Annotated in this window: 20 protein-coding genes; 7 read left to right on the top strand and 13 right to left on the bottom strand. The window is 70.0% G+C overall.

The features are described 5' to 3' along the window. Nucleotides 1–74: 74 nt before the first annotated feature. From BLW09_RS16585 to BLW09_RS16555, 7 genes are all read right to left on the bottom strand, one after another. Nucleotides 75–980 carry an ROK family protein gene (locus BLW09_RS16585; protein WP_089915288.1) on the bottom strand — a complete coding sequence of 302 codons (906 nt, stop codon included), beginning with the start codon at nt 978–980 and terminating at the stop codon, nt 75–77. Continuing rightward, nucleotides 977–1,732 (bottom strand): copper homeostasis protein CutC, encoded by a 756-nt coding sequence (locus BLW09_RS16580; RefSeq protein WP_089915283.1) that lies wholly within the window; start codon nt 1,730–1,732, stop codon nt 977–979. Before BLW09_RS16580 ends, BLW09_RS16585 begins: the two co-directional genes overlap by 4 nt. After that, nucleotides 1,729–2,739: an asparaginase gene (locus BLW09_RS16575; protein WP_089915280.1), complete on the bottom strand. Its 1,011-nt coding sequence runs from the start codon at nt 2,737–2,739 to the stop codon at nt 1,729–1,731. The genes BLW09_RS16580 and BLW09_RS16575 overlap by 4 nt, the downstream gene beginning before the upstream one ends. Next, entirely contained in the window at nt 2,732–3,685 is a 954-nt protein-coding gene (locus BLW09_RS16570) for an amino acid ABC transporter permease (protein WP_089915277.1), read from the bottom strand. Before BLW09_RS16570 ends, BLW09_RS16575 begins: the two co-directional genes overlap by 8 nt. Beyond that, a complete protein-coding gene (locus tag BLW09_RS16565; RefSeq protein ID WP_089915274.1) occupies nt 3,682–4,326 on the bottom strand; it encodes an amino acid ABC transporter permease in 645 nt (214 codons plus the stop codon). The genes BLW09_RS16570 and BLW09_RS16565 overlap by 4 nt, the downstream gene beginning before the upstream one ends. A gap of 127 nt (nt 4,327–4,453) precedes the next feature. Then, nucleotides 4,454–5,392 carry a glutamate ABC transporter substrate-binding protein gene (locus tag BLW09_RS16560; protein WP_089915271.1) on the bottom strand — a complete coding sequence of 313 codons (939 nt, stop codon included), beginning with the start codon at nt 5,390–5,392 and terminating at the stop codon, nt 4,454–4,456. 73 nt (nt 5,393–5,465) lie between these two features. Continuing rightward, on the bottom strand, nt 5,466–6,218 hold the full coding sequence (locus BLW09_RS16555) for an amino acid ABC transporter ATP-binding protein (protein ID WP_089915267.1): 753 nt from the start codon (nt 6,216–6,218) through the stop codon (nt 5,466–5,468). Between the two features lie 165 nt (nt 6,219–6,383). Here BLW09_RS16555 and BLW09_RS16550 point away from each other — a divergent pair, with 165 nt between their 5' ends. Genes BLW09_RS16550 through BLW09_RS16535 form a run of 4 tightly spaced genes read left to right on the top strand, consistent with a single transcriptional unit; the run spans nt 6,384 to nt 10,728 of the window. Further along, nucleotides 6,384–7,571 (top strand): ROK family transcriptional regulator, encoded by a 1,188-nt coding sequence (locus tag BLW09_RS16550; protein ID WP_089915264.1) that lies wholly within the window; start codon nt 6,384–6,386, stop codon nt 7,569–7,571. Then, nucleotides 7,568–8,476, top strand: coding sequence for a Gfo/Idh/MocA family protein (locus BLW09_RS16545; RefSeq protein WP_089915261.1), 909 nt, complete (start codon nt 7,568–7,570; stop codon nt 8,474–8,476). The genes BLW09_RS16550 and BLW09_RS16545 overlap by 4 nt, the downstream gene beginning before the upstream one ends. A 9-nt stretch (nt 8,477–8,485) precedes the next feature. Next, nucleotides 8,486–10,210 (top strand): glycoside hydrolase family 13 protein, encoded by a 1,725-nt coding sequence (locus BLW09_RS16540; protein ID WP_089915258.1) that lies wholly within the window; start codon nt 8,486–8,488, stop codon nt 10,208–10,210. 47 nt (nt 10,211–10,257) lie between these two features. Beyond that, nucleotides 10,258–10,728, top strand: a complete 471-nt coding sequence (locus BLW09_RS16535; RefSeq protein ID WP_089915255.1) for an SRPBCC family protein — start codon at nt 10,258–10,260, stop codon at nt 10,726–10,728. A 21-nt stretch (nt 10,729–10,749) separates the two neighbouring features. Here BLW09_RS16535 and BLW09_RS16530 read toward each other — a convergent pair whose 3' ends face one another. The 4 genes from BLW09_RS16530 to BLW09_RS16515 form a co-directional block, all read right to left on the bottom strand. Next, entirely contained in the window at nt 10,750–11,334 is a 585-nt protein-coding gene (locus tag BLW09_RS16530) for a TetR/AcrR family transcriptional regulator (RefSeq protein WP_089915252.1), read from the bottom strand. 99 nt (nt 11,335–11,433) lie between these two features. Continuing rightward, nucleotides 11,434–13,722 carry a transglycosylase domain-containing protein gene (locus tag BLW09_RS16525; RefSeq protein ID WP_089915249.1) on the bottom strand — a complete coding sequence of 763 codons (2,289 nt, stop codon included), beginning with the start codon at nt 13,720–13,722 and terminating at the stop codon, nt 11,434–11,436. A gap of 130 nt (nt 13,723–13,852) precedes the next feature. After that, a complete protein-coding gene (locus BLW09_RS16520) occupies nt 13,853–14,320 on the bottom strand; it encodes a MarR family winged helix-turn-helix transcriptional regulator (protein ID WP_089915246.1) in 468 nt (155 codons plus the stop codon). Between the two features lie 417 nt (nt 14,321–14,737). Further along, nucleotides 14,738–15,097, bottom strand: coding sequence for a winged helix-turn-helix transcriptional regulator (locus BLW09_RS16515; protein WP_231946912.1), 360 nt, complete (start codon nt 15,095–15,097; stop codon nt 14,738–14,740). A gap of 83 nt (nt 15,098–15,180) precedes the next feature. On the opposite strand from BLW09_RS16515, the gene BLW09_RS16510 reads away from it, so the two are divergent. Then, complete coding sequence (locus BLW09_RS16510) at nt 15,181–16,431, top strand: MFS transporter (RefSeq protein WP_089915243.1); 1,251 nt, start codon at nt 15,181–15,183, stop codon at nt 16,429–16,431. A gap of 30 nt (nt 16,432–16,461) precedes the next feature. On the opposite strand, the gene BLW09_RS16505 is transcribed toward BLW09_RS16510, so the two are convergent. After that, entirely contained in the window at nt 16,462–17,691 is a 1,230-nt protein-coding gene (locus BLW09_RS16505) for a beta-ketoacyl-[acyl-carrier-protein] synthase family protein (RefSeq protein ID WP_089915240.1), read from the bottom strand. Between the two features lie 63 nt (nt 17,692–17,754). Here BLW09_RS16505 and BLW09_RS16500 point away from each other — a divergent pair, with 63 nt between their 5' ends. Beyond that, nucleotides 17,755–18,414 (top strand): TetR/AcrR family transcriptional regulator C-terminal domain-containing protein, encoded by a 660-nt coding sequence (locus tag BLW09_RS16500; RefSeq protein ID WP_089915237.1) that lies wholly within the window; start codon nt 17,755–17,757, stop codon nt 18,412–18,414. A gap of 34 nt (nt 18,415–18,448) precedes the next feature. Here BLW09_RS16500 and soxR read toward each other — a convergent pair whose 3' ends face one another. Next, nucleotides 18,449–18,925, bottom strand: a complete 477-nt coding sequence (gene soxR / locus BLW09_RS16495) for a redox-sensitive transcriptional activator SoxR (protein WP_089915234.1) — start codon at nt 18,923–18,925, stop codon at nt 18,449–18,451. Between the two features lie 23 nt (nt 18,926–18,948). Between soxR and BLW09_RS16490 the strand changes: the two genes are divergently transcribed. Beyond that, nucleotides 18,949–20,337 (top strand): MFS transporter, encoded by a 1,389-nt coding sequence (locus tag BLW09_RS16490; RefSeq protein ID WP_089915232.1) that lies wholly within the window; start codon nt 18,949–18,951, stop codon nt 20,335–20,337. Nucleotides 20,338–20,520 lie beyond the last annotated feature (183 nt).

Raw genomic sequence — 20,520 nt, 5'->3', positions numbered from 1 at the left:
CAACTCAATGCGCATCGACTTGGCACGACACGCCGTCGGCCGGCGCCCCCGGACGGCGTGTCGCGTCAACCAGGTCAGGTGCGGGCGGCGTCGAACGCGAGCAGGGCGGCACCCGCGCGGCCGGCGTCTCCGCCGAGGGAGCTGCGGACGACCGGCGGACGCTCCCGCCAGGCCAGTCCGGCGGACATCCGCTCGCCCAGCGGCGCGAACAGCGCGTCGCCCGCGTGCGAGACTCCGCCGCCGAGCACGATCAGCCCGGGGTCGAGCAGCAGGGTCAGGATGTTGAGACCCTGCGCGAGCACGTCCAACGCTTCCGACCACACGCGGTCGGCGAGCGGGTCGTCCCCGAGACGCTCGACGATGCGGCGGGTGCTGACCGCCTCCCCGCCCGCTGCGTGGTAACGCCGGGCGACCCCGGCGCCGGACATGTAGACCTCGAGGCAGCCCCGCTGGCCGCAGGTGCACGGCTCGCCGCCCGGGATGACCGGGATGTGGCCGAACTCGCCTGCCGCTCCGGTCGCACCGGTGACGGCACCGCCGGACGAGACGAGCGCGGCGGCGACCCCGGTGCCGATCGGGACGAGGGCGAAGTCGCCGAAGCCGCGGGCGGCGCCGCTGCTGCGCTCTGCCAGCCCGGCGGCGCGCACGTCGTGTCCGACCGCGACCGGCAGGTGCAGCTCCGAGCGCAGGATGTCGAGGAGGGGCACGTCGCGCCAGCCGAGGTTGGACGCGTAGTGCACCAGGCCGCGCTGCTCGTCGAGCATCCCGGGGGTGGCGACGCCCGCGCCGACGACATCGTGGCCGTCGTCCGCGGCCGTGCGGCGCAGGTCGCCGAGCAGCTCGACGAGCGCGGCGAGGATGCCGTCGGACGGCGTCGCGAGGGTCGACTCGGTCATGGTGGCGCCGTCTTCACTGACGACGGCGCCCTTCATCGCGGTCCCGCCCAGGTCGACGGCCAGGACGACCGGGAGGCCGCTCATGCGGACTGCTCGCTGGTCGCCTCGCGGACCGCGTCGACGACCGCCCGGGCCACCTCGCCCGACGTGACATCGCGCTCGCCCGGGTCGTACGCCGTCGGAGCACCGGCCCCGGCGGTCGCCACCGTGTGCGGGGCGCGCAGGTGCACCTCGCCGACGCCGGTCCGCCGCACGACCTCCACCACGTTGGCCGGCCGGACGCCGCCCCCGGCCAGGATCGTCACGCGGTCGCCGGCGAGGTCGACGAGCTCCGCGAGCCCGTCGGCGCCGTCGAGCGCCGTGGCCGCTCCAGCGGACGTCAGCACCCGTGCCACACCGAGGTCGGCGAGCTGCCGGAGGGCTTCCCGCCGGTCGGCGACCTGGTCGAACGCCTTGTGGAAGGTCACCGGCGCATCGCCGCACGCGGCCACCAGGCGCCTGGTCGCATCCACGTTCACCCGGCCGTCGCTGCGCAGCGCTCCGATCACGAAGCCGACCACGACCCCCGATGGATTCGGCAGCGCACGGATCGAGTGGATGTCGTCCACCATCGCCTGCAGCTCGTCGTCGTCGTACACGAAGTCGCCCGGCCGCTGACGGATGAGCACCTGGATGCCGATCCGCGTCGCCGCGCGGAGCGCCCCGGCGACGGTGCCGATGGACGGCGTGATCCCGCCTTCGCCCAGAGCCGCGCACAGTTCGATCCGGTCGGCGCCGGCCTCCTCCGCCACGCGCACGCCGGCGAGGTCGTCGAGGCAGATCTCGACGACGGTCACGCGAGGCGCTCCAGCGCGGACGTCAGGTCCGCGCCGAGCTCGATCGCGCCGACCGGCGCGCCGCCGCCGAGCACGGGGAGGTCCGTCAGGGCGCGCGCGTCCGCGATCGGGGTCCCGAGGGCCTCGAGCACACGGAGCGCGATGAGCGTCGTCGCACGGGGGCTGCCGTCCACGATCTTCATGGCGACGGCCGTTCCGTCCGCGGCCGCGACGCCGATCACGCCCTCGGCGCCGCCCTTGGCGAGCGCGCCCGGGACGGTCTCCATGAGCGTCGTGTTCTGGTGGCCGGAACCGCCGACGTAATAGGGGTGCTCCCGCATCGCGTCCGCGACGGCCCGCTCCGGCGTGCCCGGCGCGGCCTGCACCAGGCGGCCGAACGCGCGCGCGATCCCGCGGACGCTCGTGCCGAAGAGGGGCGCGCCGCAGCCGTCGATCGCGTCGTGCCCCACCGGCACACCGGTCAGTTCGGCCATCGTGACGCGGATGTGCTGCTGGAGCGGGTGCTCCGGGTCGAGGTAGCCCTCGGTCGGCCAGCCGTTCGTCGCCGCGGCGAGCAGCATCGCGGCGTGCTTGCCGGAGCAGTTCATCCGCACGCGCGAGCGCCCGTCGCCGTCGCGCAGCATCCGCTCGAAGGTCGCCTCGTCCTCCGGCCGGTCGACCGGGCAGCCGAGCGCCGCGTCGTCCACGCCGGCGCGGGCCAGCAGCTCCCGGACCAGCCGGACGTGCTCGTCCTCGCCGGTGTGGCTGCCCGCCGCGATGGCCAGCTCCGGGCCGGCGAGCGGAGCGCCGGCGGTCAGGCAGCCGAGCGCCTGCAGCGGCTTCACCGTGCTCCGGGGCAGCACGACGGCATCCGGGTCGCCCAGCTCGATGAGGGGCCGGCCGGCCGGGTCGAGCGCCACCAGGCTGCCGAAGTGCCGGCTCTCGATGAGCCCGGAACGCCGGACGACGGCGAGCTCGGCCAGCTCGGCGGAGGCGGTGCGGACGGAGACGGTGGGGGCGTCAGACATGGTCGGCTTTCGAGGAATCGGTGCCGTCGTCGATGTGCTCGACGGCGACGACGGCGGGAAGCGTGGGAAGGACCGGCTGCGGTGACGAGCGGCGCCGCGATCCGCGCTGCAGCCGCGACGCGAACGCCGAGAGGCTGCCGTTGACGATCAGGTAGATCACCGTCACCGCCACATAGGTGGGGATGAGGAGGTGCAGATAGGAGGCGAGCACCTGGCCGCGGTACAGCAGCTCGGTGAAGGCGACGATGTAGCCGAGCGAGGTGTCCTTGAGGAGGCTGACGAACTGCGTCACCAGCGACGGCGTGACATTGCGCACCGCCTGGGGGAGCACGACGTACGTCATCGCCTGCACCGGGCGCATCCCGAGGCTGAGGGCCGCCTCGCGCTGCCCGCGCGGCAGGCTGAGGATGCCGGCGCGGATGATCTCGGCGAAGACCGCGGCGTTCGCGATGGTGAGCGGAACGACCAGCTTCCACAGCGTCGGGAGGTTGACGCCGATCTGCGGAAGCCCGAACAGCATGAGGTAGATGACCAGCAGCACCGGGACGGTGCGGGCGATCTCGATGTAGAGGCCGCACACGAAGCGCACCCAGCGCATCCTGCTGACCCGGCCGAGGGCCAGCAGGATGCCGAGCGCAGCACCCAGGACGGCGACGATCGCCGCCGCCTCCAGTGTCCCGAGCAGTCCGACCAGCAGGTACTGCCAGATGGCCCACTCGGTGAACGGCGCCCAGCGCTCCGGGGCGAGCTGGCCGTGCGCGGCGAACTGCCAGAGGCCCAGGCCGACGATGACGGCGAAGATCGCGACGCTGACGATCGACCCGACGAGGATGTTCCGGCGGCCGCGCGGGCCGGGCACGTCGTAGATGAAGGCGGCATCGTGGCGGCGCTTCGGACGGCGGGCGCGGGGGGGAGCCGGCCGGTCGGGGATGAGCTGTGCGGTCATCGGGCGATCGCCACCTTCCGCTCGACCCAGCCGGCGGCGAGGCCGATGGCGAGGGCGATGGCCATGTAGAGGAGTCCGGCGCTGGAGAAGATCAGGATGGGCTGGGCCGCGACGAGATTCACCTTGTTGACCTCGGCGGTGAGCTCGACGACGCCGACGGCCGCGGCCAGGGCCGTGTTCATGGCGAGCGCGATCATGACGTTGCCGATCGGCTGCACGACGGCCCGCAGCGCCTGGGGGATCACCACGAAGCGCAGCGACTGCCAGAGGGTGAGGCCCAGCGCCCGGGAGGCTTCGACCTGGCCGACGGGGACGGTGTTGACGCCCGACCGCACGGCCTCGGCGACGTAGGCGGCCTCGTAGACGGTGAGCACGATGATCGCGGTCGGCGTCAGGGGCAGCAGGATGCCGGCGTCCGGGAGGGCGAACACCGCGAGGAGCAGCAGCGCCAGCAGAGGGACGTTGATGAAGAACTGCACGTAGAGGAACGCGGCGGCGCGCAGCACGGGGATGGGGCTGACGCGGGCGATCGTGACCAGCACGCCGAGCACGATGGAGCCGACGCCGGCCACCACGGCCATCAGCAGTGTGGTGCCGAGTGCCTGGGCCAGAGGCCCGAGGTTGTCGATCAGGGGGTTCATCGTTCTCTCGTCGAGTGGTCGGGGGAGTGGTGGTCGGGGGAGTGGTGGTCGGGAGGTGGGGGGCCGGATGCGCGCGGGCCTGTGTGGGTGCCTCTCACGCGCATCCGGCCGGTCTGGTGCGGTCGGATCAGGAGCCGGGAACCGACCCGATCTCCGGCGGCGTCGGGATGTCCGAGTCGGTCACGGTGCCGAGCGTGGTCTTCCACGCCGTGCCCCACTGGCCGTCCTTCTGGATGGTCTTCAGCCACTCGTTGACGAACTTCTTGAAGTCGTCGTCGCCGTGCTTCAGCCCGATGCCGTACGGCTCCTTCGTGAAGGGCTGGCCGACGACCTTGATCTGCTTCTCGCTGGCGGCGTCGCTCGCGAGCAGGGTGTAGTCCTGCACGTAGGCGTCGCCGCGGCCCTGGATGAGCGCCTGCACGGCGGCGGGGTCGGTGCCGAACGCGGTGACGGTCGCCTTCGGGGCGATCTTCGGCACCTCGGTGACGGCCGGCGTGTTGGCGCCGACGATCACGTTCTTGCCGTCGAGGTCCTTGTAGCTCTTGATGTCCTTGTTGTCGCTCTTCACGGCGACGGACAGGCCGGACTCGAAGTACGGACCGGCGAAGTCGACCTGCTTGGCGCGCTCCTCGGTGATCGTGTACGTGTTGAAGACGACGTCGACGGTGTCGTTCTGCAGCATCGCCTCGCGGGTCTCGGAGGCGGGCGGCACGATCTCCACGTTCGGCTTGCCGATGATGTAGATCGCGAGCAGCTTCGCCAGCTCGGCGTCGAAGCCGTTGACCTTCTGTGGGTCGGTCGGGTCCTGCTGCGAGAGCAGCGGAGCGTCGAGCGCCTCGGCGACGATGAGCTTTCCGCGCTTCTTGATCTTCTCCATGGTCGAGCCGGAGAGGATCAGGTCGGCCTTGGCGACGGGGGCGCCGGCGAGGACGGAGTCCCCGGACGCGGTGGAGCTCGCGTCGCTGCCGGGCACTGCCGTGTTGCCGGAGCAGGCGGTGACGGCCAGCGTCACGGCTGCGAGCAGGACGCCGGCGACGGCGCTCTTCCTGCGGATGCTGCGGGTCATGGGATGCGTCCCTTTCTGATTGGACTTCGGTGTGATGTGGAACGGTGGTGCGCGGCCTCGTGCGGTGCGGGTGCTAGTGCGACAGCACGGAGGCCAGGAACGACTTCGCCCGCTCGGTGGCGGGGGAGTCGAAGAACTGTGCAGGTGGGGCCTGCTCCACGATCTGGCCGCGGTCCATGAAGACCACGCGGTCGGCGGCGCGGCGGGCGAAGCCCATCTCGTGGGTGACGACGATCATCGTCATGCCCTCCTTCGCCAGCGAGGTCATCACGTCGAGCACCTCGCCGACCATCTCGGGGTCGAGGGCGCTGGTCGGCTCGTCGAAGAGCATGACCTTCGGCTGCATGGCGAGAGCGCGGGCGATGGCCGCGCGCTGCTGCTGGCCGCCGGAGAGCTGGGCCGGGTGGCTGTCCGCCTTGTCGGCGATCCCCACCCGGTCGAGCAGCTCCATCGCCTGGGCGCGTGCGGCGTCCTTGCCGAGTTTGCGCACCTTGAGCGGAGCGAGGGTGACGTTGTCGAGGATCGTCCGGTGGGCGAACAGGTTGAACGACTGGAACACCATCCCGACCTCGGCGCGGAGCGTGGCGAGCGGGGCTCCCTCTTCCGGCAGCAGTTCGCCGTCGACGCGGATCTCGCCCGAGTCGATGGTCTCCAGACGGTTGATCGAACGGCACAGCGTCGACTTGCCGGAGCCGGACGGCCCGATCACCACGACCACCTCGCGCTCGGCGACATCGAGGTCGATGTTCTGCAGCACGTGGAGGTCGCCGAAGTGCTTGTCGACCGCGCGCAGGCTCACCATCGGCCGTGCGTCCGTTGCTGTCATCGGGGGTCCTCGCATCGTCGTCGGGCAGGTTTCGATGAGCGTACTAAGTATCGGCCGTTTATCGCAATATCGAAATTAGTTGATCCGATTTCGAACGAAGTCGGTACAGTATCCTCAACGCAAGACGGCGGGCAGCAGGCCCATCGCCGCAGAGGGGATGCCGCGATGACGAGCACGATCGAGGGGACGCCCGTCCAGGCCGGCCCGGGAACGCCGGGCGGCATCCTCGACCTGGTCCGCTCCGGCCGGTCCCGCTCGCGCGCCGACCTCGCGCGCAGCACCGGCCTGTCGCCGTCGACGGTGTCGCAGCGCGTCGACGCCCTCATCGCCGCCGGGTACCTCCGCGAGGCGGGCGCCGGCGTCTCACACGGAGGGCGCCGCCCGCGCGCCCTCGAGGTGGATGCGTCCACCGGCGTCGTCTGCGCCGCGGACCTCGGCTCCCACCACGCCACGTTCGGGCTCATCGACCTGAGCGGACGCGTGCTCGCCTCCCGCACCGAGCAGATGGACATCTCCATCGGCCCCGCCGCCGTCCTCCGCTGGATCGCCGAGGTCGGCGCGGAGCTCACGGACGCGCACGCCGTTCCCGGCCAGACCCTGCGCGGGTTCGGCATCGGCCTGCCCGGCCCCGTCGACTCCACCACCGGCCGCATGGTGTCGCCCTCGCGCATGCCCGGCTGGAACGGTGTGGATGTGGCGGCCGAGCTCTCCGCGATCACCGGTCTCCCCGCCGCCGCGGACAACGACGCCAACCTGATGGCGCTCGGCGAGTACGACACCCTGGGCGGCGACGTCGGCGAGCTCGTCTTCGTCAAGGCGGGGTCGAGCATCGGCTGCGGCATCGTCGCCTTCGGCGGCATCTACCACGGCCACCACGGCATGGCGGGCGACATCAGCCACGTCACCGTGCCCGGCGCTCCGGCGGTGCTCTGCTCGTGCGGCCGGATCGGTTGTCTGGATGCGGTGGCCGGCGGCGCCGCGATCGTGCAGGCGCTGCGCTCCTCCGGGGTCGAGATCTCCGACACCCGCGAGGTGCTGGCGCTGGCCCGCGACGCGCATCCGCGGGCGACCCAGGAACTGCGCGAGGCGGGTCTCCGCACCGGCGGCGTGCTCGCGACCATCATGAACTTCTTCAACCCGCAGCGCCTGGTGCTCGGCGGCATCCTCGGCGAGGCCGAGGCGTTCGTCGCCGGGGTCCGCTCCGCGATCTACTCCGACTGCCTCCCGATGATCACGGACCAGCTCGACATCGCGGTGAGCGTGGCCAAGGAGCAGGCGGGCATCCGGGGGGCGGGGCGCCTGATCCTGGATTCCGTGTTCGACCCGGCGCGCGTCGACCTCGTCGTGCGATGACCGAGGCCGTCGCCGTCGTCGGCACCGGCCGGATGGGCCGGGCGCACGCGGCGGCATGGGCGGCCAACGGCGTCCCGGTGCGGTGGGCGGTCTCCCCGCGTCGGCGGCCCGATCTTCCCGATGCGCCGGACGCCCGCTGGGCCACCCGGCTGGACGAGGCGCTCGACGACCCCGCCGTCACCATCGTCTCGGTCTGCACCCCGACCCCGTCGCACGCCGACCTGGCGATCCGGGCCCTGGACGCAGGACGTCACGTGCTGCTGGAGAAGCCCATCGCGCTGACTCTCGAAGACGCCGAGCGTGTGGAGGCCGCCGCCGCGCGGTCCACCGGGACGCTTATGGTCGCGCACGTCGTGCGGTTCTTCCCCGGCTATGCGGCGCTCGCGGAGCGCGTCGAGGCCGGGTCCGTCGGCCGTCCGCGGGTGGTGCGCGCGTCGCGGATATCGTCGGCCCCGGTCGGATACGACTGGCTGGAGGACGATTCCCGGTCCGGCGGGATGCTCGTCGACTTCGCCATCCACGATTTCGATCAGGCAGCCGCATACCTGGGGCGTGCCGTCGCCGTGACCAGCGTCGCTCTTGCCGGCACGGGCTTCGGCGTCCCCGTCGTGACGACGATCGAGTACGAGGGCGGAGGGGTCGCGCAGGTGCTCAGCGCGTCCGACCTCCCCGAGGGCCAGCCCTTCCGCACGGCGTTCGAGGTGGTCGGCGACGCGGGGGTGGGTGCGGCGGAGCCGGACGCCGGCGACGCGTTCGCCGCGCAGGCCCGCTACTTCCTCGACTGCGTGACCGCGGGCGCGCCGACCACCCGGGCGCCCGTCTCCTCGGCGGTCGAAGCGCTCCGCGTGGCCCTGGCCTCCCGCGAGTCCGCGGTCACGGGCCGACGCATCCCGCTGCCCGGGTAGGGTGGGCGCGTGAGCGACAAGTGGTGGCAGTCGGCGGTCGTCTATCAGGTTTATCCGCGCAGCTTCGCGGACAGCGACGGCGACGGGATCGGTGACCTGCGCGGGGTGATCGAGCACCTCGACTATCTGCACGAGCTCGGGGTCGACGTGGTCTGGCTGTCGCCGATCTACGCGTCCCCGCACGACGACAACGGCTACGACATCAGCGACTACCGCGCGATCGACCCGCTGTTCGGCACTTTCGACGACTTCGACGAGCTGCTCGCCGGCCTGCACGACCGCGGCATGAAGCTGGTCATGGACCTCGTCGTCAATCACACGTCGGACGAGCACCCGTGGTTCGTGGAGTCCGCATCCTCCACCGACAACCCCAAGCGGGACTGGTACTGGTGGCGTCCTGCGCGCGACGGCGCTCGGCCGGGCGAACAGGGCGCGGAGCCGAACAACTGGGGCTCCTTCTTCTCCGGGCCGGCCTGGCAGCTCGATCCGCAGACCGGCGAGTACTACCTCCACCTGTTCTCGCGAAAGCAGCCGGACCTCAACTGGGAGAACCCGGAGGTCCGCGACGCGGTGTACGAGATGATGAACTGGTGGCTCGACCGCGGGGTCGACGGGTTCCGGATGGACGTCATCAACTTCATCTCGAAGGTCACCTCGCTGCCCGACGGCGTCGTCCCCGAGGGCGCACTGTACGGCGACGCGTACCCGTACTTCGCCCAGGGGCCGCGCATCCACGAGTTCCTGCACGAGATGCACGAGCGGGTGTTCGCCGGCCGCGAGGACCGCTACCTGACCGTCGGCGAGATGCCGGGCGTCGACATCGAGCAGGCACGCCGTTTCACGGACCCCCGCAACGGCGAACTCGACATGGTGTTCCAGTTCGAGCACGTCGACCTGGATCACGGACCGGGCGGCAAGTGGGACCACCGTCCCCTCACGGTGGTCGACCTCAAGCGCAACCTCTCGCTGTGGCAGGAGGGGCTGGCCGACCTCGGCTGGAACAGCCTGTACTGGAACAACCACGACCAGCCCCGCGTGGTCAGCCGTTTCGGGGACGACGGCGCGAACCGCATCCCGTCGGCCAAGGCGCTCGGCACCGTGCTGCACCTGATGCGCGGCACCCCGTACGTCTACCAGGGCGAGGAGCTCGGGATGACGAACGTGCCGTTCGCCTCGATCGACGACTTCCGCGACATCGAGTCGCTGAACCACTACGCCGAGGCGGTCGACATCCTCGGAGCGCCCGCCGACGAGGTGCTCGCGGCGCTGCGCCGGACCAGCCGCGACAACGCCCGCACGCCGATGCAGTGGACCTCCGGACCGCACGCGGGTTTCACGGCGGGCACACCATGGATCGCGGTCAACCCCAACGCGACCGAGATCAACGCGGAGGCCGAGGTGCGCGATCCCGAGTCGGTGTTCGCGCACTACCGCGCCCTGATCGACCTGCGCCATCGGTCGGAGGTCGTCGCGACCGGCGACTACGCGCTCGTGCTGCCGGAGCATCCCCAGGTCTTCGCCTACACGCGCGGGCTCGGCGACCGGTCGCTGCTGGTGCTGGCGAATCTCAGCGGCGAGCCGGCGGCGTTCGACGCCGGGCAGCTGCCCGGCTGGGCCGTCGCGGGAGGCGGGGGCGCCGGAATCGAACCGGAGCTCGCGAACCTGGGCCCCGCCACGGAGGCGTTGCGCGGATCGCTCCGGCCCTGGGAGGCGGTCGTCTACTCCCGCGGCTGACGGGCACGACAACTCGTGCTTGCGCAGGCGGCGTGCCGGGGTGTGGGATGGGCGGCACGACCCGGGAGGCGACGATGGGCAACTATGTGGCGCGTGCGGAGATCGACGTGGCCGCACCGCGGCGTGCGGTGTGGAAGGTGCTGACGACGAACGGCGCACGACCGGAGATCCTGTTCGGTGCCGAGGTGGTCTCCGGCTGGCGTCTGGGGTCGACGATCGTCTGGCGCGGTGAGTGGCAGGGGAAGGCGTTCGAGGACCACGGGCGCGTGATCGAGCTGGAGGACCGCGAGGAGCCGTGGCGGGTGGTGCTGACGCATTTCAGCCCGTTGAGCGGCCTGCCGGATGTGCCGGAGAACTACCACACCCTTCGGTTCGAGCTGGATGAGATCCCCGGCGGGACGCGCGTGACGCTGGACCAGGACAACAACCCGACGCGGGAGGCGGCCGAGCACGCGCAGGCGAACTGGGCGCAGATGCTCGAGGGCGTGAAGACGGTGGCGGAGCGCGCGTCGCGCTAGCGCCCGGTCCCCGCCCGCGGCTCAGGCGTCGAAGGCCTCGCGGAGGAAGGCGTCGAGGAAGAGGTCGAAGGCCTGCACCGTCCCGGTGCGGTCACCGATCATCAGGTAGCCGAAGTGCAGCCCGGCCGCCGAGTCGACCAGCCAGGTGGCGAGGACGCCGGCGCGGCGGGTCTCGATGCCCTGCTTCTTGAGCCAGGACTTCACGGTGTCGCGCCACTGCGTGAAGGACGTGGTCACGCGCTTGCCGATGTCGGGGTCGATCGGCTCGAGGGCTCCCGCCTCGAACTGCAGCCGCAGACCGGTGCGGTTGTTCTCGCGCAGGGAGTGGCGGAAGGCCTCCTTGTACCAGTCGCGGAACTGGTCGCGGTCGAACGCCGTGACGTCGACGCCGACCAGCGACTCGGTCTGCTGACGGACGCCCTCTTCGAGGATGGCGTCGATCATCTCCTGCCGGGAGCCGAAGTGATAGACGAACGAGTAGGTGCTCACGCCGAGGGCGCTGGCCAGGCTGCGGAAGGTCATGCGGGAGAGCGGCTCCGTCGCCACGTGCTCCATGATGCGGCCGAGCAGTTCCGGTTTGCGGTTCGGATCTGGTGTGCGTCCCACGCGATAACACTAGTCCGAATATCGGGCAGGATGGCTAGACAGCAGCGGGCTCTGCTGCCGACATCCGGCGTGCGAAGGTGGGGCTGACCCGCGGCTCGATCAGGGCTTGGTGGGCTTGCCCGGACCGCCGTTCCCGCCGCCGTTGCCGCCGCCGTTCCCGGGGTTCCCGCCGGCTCCCGGAGCGGGTGCCGTCGGCCCTCCCGGAGCCGTCGGCGGCTTGGGTGCGACAGGAGCCGTCGTGAACTTGCCACTCGGCGACGGGAACGCGCTGCCCCCGTATGCCGCGTTCAGCGCCGCGAGGATGCGCTTGGCGATCGAGAACTTGACGTTGCCACCGCCGACGCCCTGGAATGTCTGGCTCCGCAGTGCCACCTGGCCCTGCACGTTACCCACCCACGTCGCCTGGGCGACCTTCGTGGTGGAGGTGACCAGCCAGTTCTCGAGCGAATTGTCGGTCGTGCCGGTCTTGCCGAAGATCGGGATTCCGTCGCCGGGATTGGCGGCGGCGGCGGTGCCGCCGCCGCGCAGCACACCCTGGAGGGCGTAGATCGCTGCCGCCGCGACCTGGGGATCGATCGGGGTAGGCGAGCAGGTCGACTTCGGGACCGCGTGCTCTGCGCCGTTCGCGTCAATGATCTTGTCGATCGCGATCGGGCTGCAGGCGACGCCGTTGTTGGCGAGGCCTGCGTAGGCGGTCGCCATCGTCAGCGGGGCGATGTAGTTGGTGCCGAGCACAGAGGACGGGTTCGACATGAACGGGTTCTGAGCCTCGTCCGCTCCGTGCACCAGGAGGTCCTTGGCGCGCTGCTTGATCCCGCAGAGGTCGAGCTGGGTCGCCATCTTGGCGAAGATCGTGTTGATCGACTGTGCCGTCGCGTTCATCACGGTGGTGGAGGTGACGGACTCGCCTTCGTCATTGGACACGTTCCACGGTGCCCCGCCGATGTCGTTGCACGGGTCGCTCGCGTGGAACTGGGTTTGCGGGAAGACGTGCTGTGTCCCACTGACCGTCTGGTAGAGCGAGTGGCCCTCCTGCAGCCACTCGAGCAGGTCGAACACCTTGTAGGCGGACCCTGTCTGGAAGCCCTCTGATGCGCCGTAGTCGTAGTCGGTGTTGTAGTTGACCGCCGTGGTCCCCGGGGCGGGCGCCGCAGTGTTGTCGTATGGCCGGTTCTGCACCATCGTCACAACACGGCCGGTGCCGACCTCGACGGAAACGTTCGAGGACCCGAGGTCGAGCCGCGGGCTGGTCGGCGGGATATACGCGCTGACCGCCTGCTGCGCCTGGTTCTGAAGGTCCAGGTTGAGCGTCGTGTAGATCTTGAGGCCGCCGCGGGTCAGGTAGTTGGTGCGATCGTCGTCGGTCTTGCCGAAGATCGGGTCCTGCTTGATCACGTGCTCGACATAGTCGCAGAAGAACGCGGCGTTGTACTGCTGCGCCGTCATGCAGCCGTTCTGGGTCGGGGTGATCTTCGGCTCGACCTTGGTGGCCCGGGCCGCGTCGTGCTCCTCCTTGGTGATCTTGCCGTTGGCTAGCATCCGGTCGAGCACGTAGTTGCGCCGGTCGAGGGTCTCCTTGTACCCGTTCGCCGCGCCGTTCTCCTTGTCGTCCGGCCGGTCGATCCGCAGGTTGTCCGGGTTGTTCAGGATGGCGATCAGCGTCGCCGCCTGCTGGACGTTGACATCCTTCGCGGCCACCCCGAAGTAGTACTCGGCGGCGGACTGGACGCCGTAGACGCGGCCGCCGAACAGTGCGATGTTCAGGTAGCTCTGGAGGATGTCGTTCTTCGAGTACTCCTTCTCGAGCCCGATCGCGTACCGCATCTCCTTCAGCTTGCGGGACGGGTCGACCTTCGTCGCGTCGTCGTAGCAGGCCTCGTAGACCGTCAGCTGCTTCTTCTGGACGGCGTCGGTCGCGGTGGGGTCGGGCTGTTTGTTCTCACACCGCTGCACGAGGATGTTCTTCACGTACTGCTGGGTGATCGACGAGCCGCCCTGCACCGACTTGTGCAGCGCGGTCAGCATCGCGCCGCGGATCGTGCCGGTGACATCCACCCCGCCGTGCTCGTAGAACCGCGGGTCCTCCGTCGCGATTGCCGCATCCTTGAGGTTCTGCGAGATGGCGTCCCAGCCGACCTCGACACGGTTCTGCGAGTAGAAGCTGGCGATCGGCACCTGCTGGCCGTTGCTGAGGGCGTACATGGTGGACGCCTGCGCGAGCGGCTCGACCTTGATGTACTCGGGGAGGCCGTCGAAGACGCTGATGGTCGAGTCCGCCGCGGTCCCCGTCAGCGCGACGGCCGGCGTCACCGCCGCCGCCGCGAGCACACCGGCGAGTCCGCTCAGTGCGACGAAGCCGACCAGGGCGGGCGCCCATCCCCATCTCATGCGTCTTCTCCCTCGTGGAACAACCAGTCGTCCGTGGCGGCAATGATACGCGTCGCATCCGACCGGCCCGGGGCGGCGACGCTCAGGTTGGGGGAAGAAGCGAAGACCGCCGGCCCTGTGGACGGATCGGTCAGGACGCGTCGCGCAGCTTGTCGCAGAGCACGGCGAGGGTCTCGAGCTCTTCGGGGGTCAGCCGGCCGCCGACGCGGTCTGTGATGGTCTTCATATGATCGACGGCGACCCGGCGGAACATGTCGTATCCGGTGTCGGTCAGGCGGATCACGGTGCCGCGCGCATCCGACGGCTCCGGGCACTTCGCCACCAGCCCCCGCGCCACCAGGCGGTCGACGAGGCGGCTCACGCTCGGCTGGGTGAGCAGCACGTGCTTGTTCAGATCGCGGAGGCGCAGCTCGCGGTTCGGCTGCCGCGACAGGTTGAACAGTACGTCGTACTCGTTGAACGAGATGTCGCGGGTGGGGAACTCGGCGGCGAGCGTGCGCATCACCGCGACCTGCGCCCGGAACAGCGACTCCCAGGCGGACACGGCGCTGATGCGGGTGCGCTTCGTGGGCTCCGCCGCCGTCGCGCTCTCGGCCATGACCCGTCCTCCCTCTGCGAGCTCAATGCATTCGCATCTTCTCATCATGCGCGCGAGGCGACATCCGTGCCACCACGGGGGAGCGGGCGCCGCGGGAGGAGAGGACGGTGAGAGAAAAGATTGAGGGCCGACCGCAGAGGCTAGCGGCCGGCCCTCTCCCTTGCACCAAGAGTGTCCTGCAATCACATTCCGCGATGGCTGCCACAGCAAACAACCATTGCTCTTGAACTATATAACGAAGAGGTAACGGCATCTAGTTATCAAGTCGTTATTTTTTCTGCGAGTTCGCTATGCGTACTGATGCGGTCTCTCAGCCTCAACTCGCATGAGAGGAAGCTTGTTCGTCGACCAGGTCCTCTTCCACGGGGTTGTGAGCCGGTCGGCTGCCGCCAGCGAGAGCTGGGACGCCGGCGTGGGCTACTGCGTTTCGCCGGTGGAGGCCGCGCGGGCTGTAAGAACGTCGGGGACGTGCTCTTCGGCCCATCTGCGCACGGCTCGGAGGGGGACGAGAAGTGATCGGCCGAGGTCGGTGAGCGCGTACTCGACGCGCGGCGGGTTCTCGTCGTAGACCGTCCGGGATACCAGCCCGTCGTGCTCGAGCGAGCGCAGCGTCTCGGCGAGAACCTTGGGAGTGATGCCCTGGATGCGATCGGCCAGCGCGGTGAATCGCATCGGTTCGTGCTCGAGCGCGTTGATGATGAACACGGTCCACCGTGCTCCGATGCGCCGCAGCACGATACGCGACGGGCAGGTCGCTGACATGATGTTGTACCCCACGGTGACCCTCCTCCGGTTACGTTGAAGTCACCAGTTACTTTTCCATAGCGTCGGGTGCGTCAGCAGCCGAACGGAGAAGAAACATGGTCCAGACCCCCGCCGCCCGCACCAGGGCCGCCTCTCCAGCTCTCGGCGGCAGGTACTGGGTCCTGCTCACAGGAAGCACGCTCTCGAGCCTGGCGGACGGGTCGTTCAAGGTCGCGCTGCTCCTGGTCGCGAAGGCGACGACGGGCAGCCCGGCGTTGATCGCCGGTGTGTCGTTCGCGGCCACCCTGCCCTGGCTCCTCGCCTCCCTCCCGGCCGGTGCCATCGCGGACCGTGGGGACCGCCGCCGGATCATGCTGGCCGCGAACATCGCACGCGGAGTGCTTCTCGCGGTGTTCGGTGTGCTGTGCGTGCTTCGGGTGGACTCCATCCTCGCCCTGTATCTGGTGGCGTTCGGTGCCGGGGTCGCGGAGGTCTTCTACGACACGTCGGCGCAGGCGATCGTGCCGATGATCGTCGAGCGCCCGCTCCTGCCGCGGGCGAACGCCGCCCAGCAGGTCGCAGACCAGGCGGCCAACCAGTTCGCCGGGCCGGCACTCGGCGGGATCCTGATCGGGATCGGCGCAGCCGTCTCCTCGTTCACGTCCAGCGGGTTGTGGCTGCTCGCGGTCGCCGGCCTGCTCCTCGTGCGCGGGACCTACCGCGCCGCTCCGCAGGCAGCCCGCTCGACGCTCCGGGCAGACGTCGCCGCCGGGGTGCGCTTCCTCCTTCGAAGCCGTGTACTCCGCTCCATCACTCTCCGCGTCGGGATGACGAACTTCGCCGGGTCGGCGGTCACCGCGGTATTCGTCGTCTATGCCGTGGGGCGCGGGTCCGTTCTCGGCCTGTCGCCCGCCGGATACGGTCTGCTGCTGACCGTGTCCGCGGTCGGCAGCATCCTCGGCGGGCTTCTCGTCGCGCCCCTGCGGAAGTGGATCGGCGACCGGGGCCTGATGACCGCCAACATCATCACGCAGGCACTCCAGATCGGGGTGCCCGTGATCGCGCATGACGCGGTTGTCGTCGGCGCGGCGTTCGTGATCGGCGGCATCGGCGTCGCTTTGTGGAACGTGAGCGTCGTCACCGTGCGCCAGCGGCTCACGCCGCCGGCGCTTCTCGGCCGTGTGGTGTCCGCCTACCGGCTCGTCTCCTGGGGCGCCATGCCCGTGGGTGCGTTGGCCGGCGGTCTGCTGGCCGAGGTGATGCCGATCTGGGGCGTGTTCACGCTCATGGCGGCCGTCACGCTCGGCGCTCTCTTCGGCACGAGCAGCTGGTCTGCCGCGCGGATCGCCAGCGAGGAGTCCGAGTGAGGGCGTCGACAGCGTTCCGGCCTCCTGTAGCTAGCGTTCGGCTGTGAAGATCAAGGAGACGTTCTGGCCGCCGAAGCCGAAGGAGTTGCTGAGTACTGCGTTCTGGGTCAGCTCGCGTCGCTGCGTGACGACATCGAGGTCGATGCCGGGGTCGACGGTCGAGCGGTCGAGGTTGCGTGTTGGAGGGATGATGCCGTGTTCGATGCTCAGCACAGCGATCAGGGCCTCGATCGCGCCTGCCGCTCCGAACAAGTGGCCGAGAGCGGCTTTCGGCGCTGTGACGGTGGCTCGGCCGAACACCGTGTTGATGGCGATGGCCTCGGCGGCGTCTCCTACCTCTGTCCCCGTGGCGTGAGCGTTGACGTGCCCGATCTGTGCGGCCTCCAGCCCGGCCTGCGCCAGCGCCTTGCGCATCGCCGAGATCTGGCCGCTGCCGTCGGGAGCGGGGGCTGTGATGTGGTGGGCGTCCGCCGCGATGCCCGCCCCGGCGAGCACAGCGTGGATCCGGGCCCCCCGCGCGGAAGCGTGCTCTGCGCTTTCCATCACGATGATGGCGGAGCCTTCTGCAAGGACGAAACCGCTGCGGTCTGCTGCGAACGGTCGTGATGCCGATGCGGGATCGCCGGTGTGATGCGAGAGGGAGCGAGCCTGCCGGAAGCCGGCGACGGTGATCGGGGCTATCGCCGCCTCTGTGCCGCCGGCGATCACGACGTCCGCCTCGCCGGCCCGGATGAGCCTTGCTCCGAAGGCGATCGCTTCGGCTCCTGAGGAGCAGGCGGAGACCGGCGTGTACGAGCCGCCGCGCGCGTTGTAGGTGATGCTGATCAGCGCGGCCGCCGCGTTCGGCATGAGCATCGGGACGGTTCGCGGCGACACGCGCCGCGCCCCCGAGGTCTCCCGCACGTCGTCCTCCCGCAGCAGCGTCTGAACGCCCCCGATGCCGGTGCCGATGACGGCGGCCAGCCTCTCGGGATCGACATCGGAGAGGTTCGCGTCGGCCCAGGCTTCCGCGGCTGCGACGAGGGCCGCCTGCTGGGACCGGTCCAGGCGCCGTGCCTGCACCGGGGGGAGCAACGATGCTGGATCGACCGCCATCGTCCCCGCGGCGACGCCGCGAAGCTCGACGTCCCCCGAATCTCCCAGGGCGTCACCGCGGATGCCGGACTCTCCCGCCACGAGCGCCCTCCAGGTGGAGGCGACATCCGGGCCGAGCGGCGTGATCGCACCCAAGCCGGTCACGACGACTTCGTTCTTCTCCATAGCAAGACCATCCCTTGTATGCCATACAATTTCCTTCCTATTTGTATCACATACAATGACGACATGGCTCAGCGGCAGACGACCCGTCGGGAACTCGCCCCTCAGAGGGAACGGGGATCTTCGACGCGCAGGCGACTGATCGAAACCACGGCACGCTTGTGCAAGGAACGGCAGGGGGCGCAACTGAGCGTCGCGGAGATCGCGGAAGCTGCAGGAGTGTTCCCGAATCAGATCACCTACCACTTCGGATCCAAGGACTCGCTCCTCGTTCATGCTGCGTTTCTCGCGATGCTCCACGACACCCGCCGCATCGAACGGATCGGACGCAACGCTGCCGACGCGGCCGCATTCCGGCGGAACATCGCGCGGACGGTTCTGGCTCTGCCCTCTCTCCCTCTGGTGGCGGGAGCGCTCGCGATCGGAATCACCAGGGCCGACCTCGCGCCCGTGATCGACCAGCACCTCCATCTGCTCTTCCGCCAATCCGAGCGCTACCTCAGCGAGCTCGTCGATGGACGAGGCTGGAGAGTGGACAGACCCCTCCATCAAGAGGTGAGGACGTTCTGGAGCACGGCTCTCGGGGGCGCCCTCCTCGCGCACGCAGGAGCACACGGTACGGCCACGGACCTCGACCTGGCCGGCACACTGACCGTCGTCGACGGGAGGGACGCGATCGGCGACGAGTCCTCGTCGCGAGCGGAGAGAAGCACGGTCGCCGACTGAGAGCGGCTCGATGAGTGCCGCCTTGCCCGTCGGCTCACGCCCTCTCCTCCTCGATCGGCTGCAAGCGGCGGGCGCCCTGCCCGTCCTGCCCCAGGACGTCGCCGGGGTTCATGACCAGGCACACGCTGAGTGAGACGCAGCCGCAGCCGATGCACTGGCTCATCTCGCTCTGCAGCCGTTCGAGTTCACGCTGGCGGGCGGTCAGCTTGGCGCGCCAGTGCTCGTTCAGCCGGTTCCAATCGCGGAGCGAGGGCATTCGATCGGTGGGAAGCGCCTGGAATTGCTCCGCCACCTCGCTGAGTGGGATACCGAGGCGCTTGGCCACTTGGATGATCGCGATACGCCGCTCCACGTGGCGGGGATACAGGCGGGTGCCACCCTCCGTCCGCTGGGTGTGGATGAGGCCCTTCCGCTCGTAGAAGTGCAGGGCGGACGCCGCGACCCCGGTGCGGCGGACCACCTCGCCGATGGTCAGGAGGTCTGTGGGACTCGGTCGCTTGATCTCAACCATGGTTGAGATTTTACGGTGGAGCCATGACCACAGAAACACTGCAACCCTCGACCTGGCGTGCTCTCCTCCGGGGAGCCAATGGACGGATCGCCCTCGTGCTGAGCGGTGGCGTCGCCGCGTACGCCGTGACCACCTACATCACGGGCGCCGTGCTGCCGGCGCTCGCCTCCCAGCTGGACGGCGACCGCCTCTACGCCTGGGTGAACACCGCGTTCCTGGCCGCTTCCGTCATCGGGTCCGCAAGCGCGAGCCCCGTGATCGGACGGCTGGGACTCCGCGCCTCGTATCTCCTCGCGTTCGGTCTGTTCGCCGCAGGCTCGGCGGTCATCACCGCTTCCTGGACGATGGAGATCGTCGTCGCCGGGCGTGCCGTGCAGGGAATCGGCGGCGGGCTGCTCACCGCCCTCGCGTACGTGGCGATCAGCGCTCTGCTGCCCGAGAGCCTGTGGGGCCGCGCGACCGGCCTCGTCACGGCGATGTGGGCGATCGGCGGCATCGCCGGGCCGGCGCTCGGCGGCATGTTCGGCGGACCGGGACTCTGGCGAGCGCCGTTCGTCGTCCTGGCGGCCTGCGGACTGGCGCTGGCGGTCGCCGCACGCTTCTCGGTGGCACCGGCCGAGAACGGTTCGCCCGACGACTCACGGGCCCACGGATCCGTGGCCATCCCGTCCCTCGTCATGGTCCTTCTCGCGGTGTCCGGTCTCAGCGTCGCCGCGCTGTTCGACGGTCCGACGCGGCTGGCCTGGTCCGCGGGTGGTGTGCTCCTGCTCGTCCTCTTCCTCGTCGTGGACAGTCGAGCGAGGTCGAGCATGCTCCCGAAGGCGACCTATGCGCGGGGGTCACGACTGCGGTGGGTCTACCTGTTGGTCGCGGTCCTGGCCGGGTCGGTGATGATCGAAGCGTTCATCCCGTTGTTCGGGCAGCGGCTGGGCCTGTCGCCGTTCGGGGCCGGGTACCTCGGCGCTGTGCCGTCGATCGGCTGGACGGTGGCCCAATTCGCGAGCGTCTCGGTGACCGCGACGCGGACGCGGGCACTCCTGCGCGTCCTCGGCCCCGTCGTGACCCTCGCCGGCTTCGTCACCATCGCGGCGACCGGCGGCCTGGGCGGCCCGTGGATGCTGTGGTGGCTCCCCGCGCTGGCGGCCATCGGCGGCGGTGTGGGGCTGGCGTTCCCGCACCTGGCCGTTGCGGCCATGGCGATGGGACGCGGCGACGCCGATTCGGCACAGACCTCCGCCGGGATCAGCGTCGTGCAGCTTCTCAGCAACACCGTCTTCACCGCCTTCTGCGGCCTCCTGCTCACCACGCACATCGGCGGACTCACCGACGCGCAAGGGATGGCCGGCGGTCTCGCAATCCTGGTCGCGATCGGTGTGGTCGTCGGCCTCGGCGGCCTCCGACGGGCGCGTTAGCAGGATCCGGGCCGCCTGAGCCAGACGGACGCGGAGGACTTTGGTCCCGGAGGCGGAGACGTCCGCTTGCCATCCTTCACCATGTGGGTCGCGCCGACGCGGCTGGTGAATGGCTGGGTGACGCAGCCGCAGGACGAGACACCGCGGAAGTCGCGGGGCGAGGTGGTGCACATGGGAGATGGG

This window comes from Leifsonia sp. 21MFCrub1.1 (genome assembly GCF_900107895.1).
GTDB classification, from domain to species: Bacteria; Actinomycetota; Actinomycetes; order Actinomycetales; family Microbacteriaceae; genus Leifsonia; species Leifsonia soli.
This window is presented reverse-complemented; position numbering and strand designations above follow the sequence as displayed.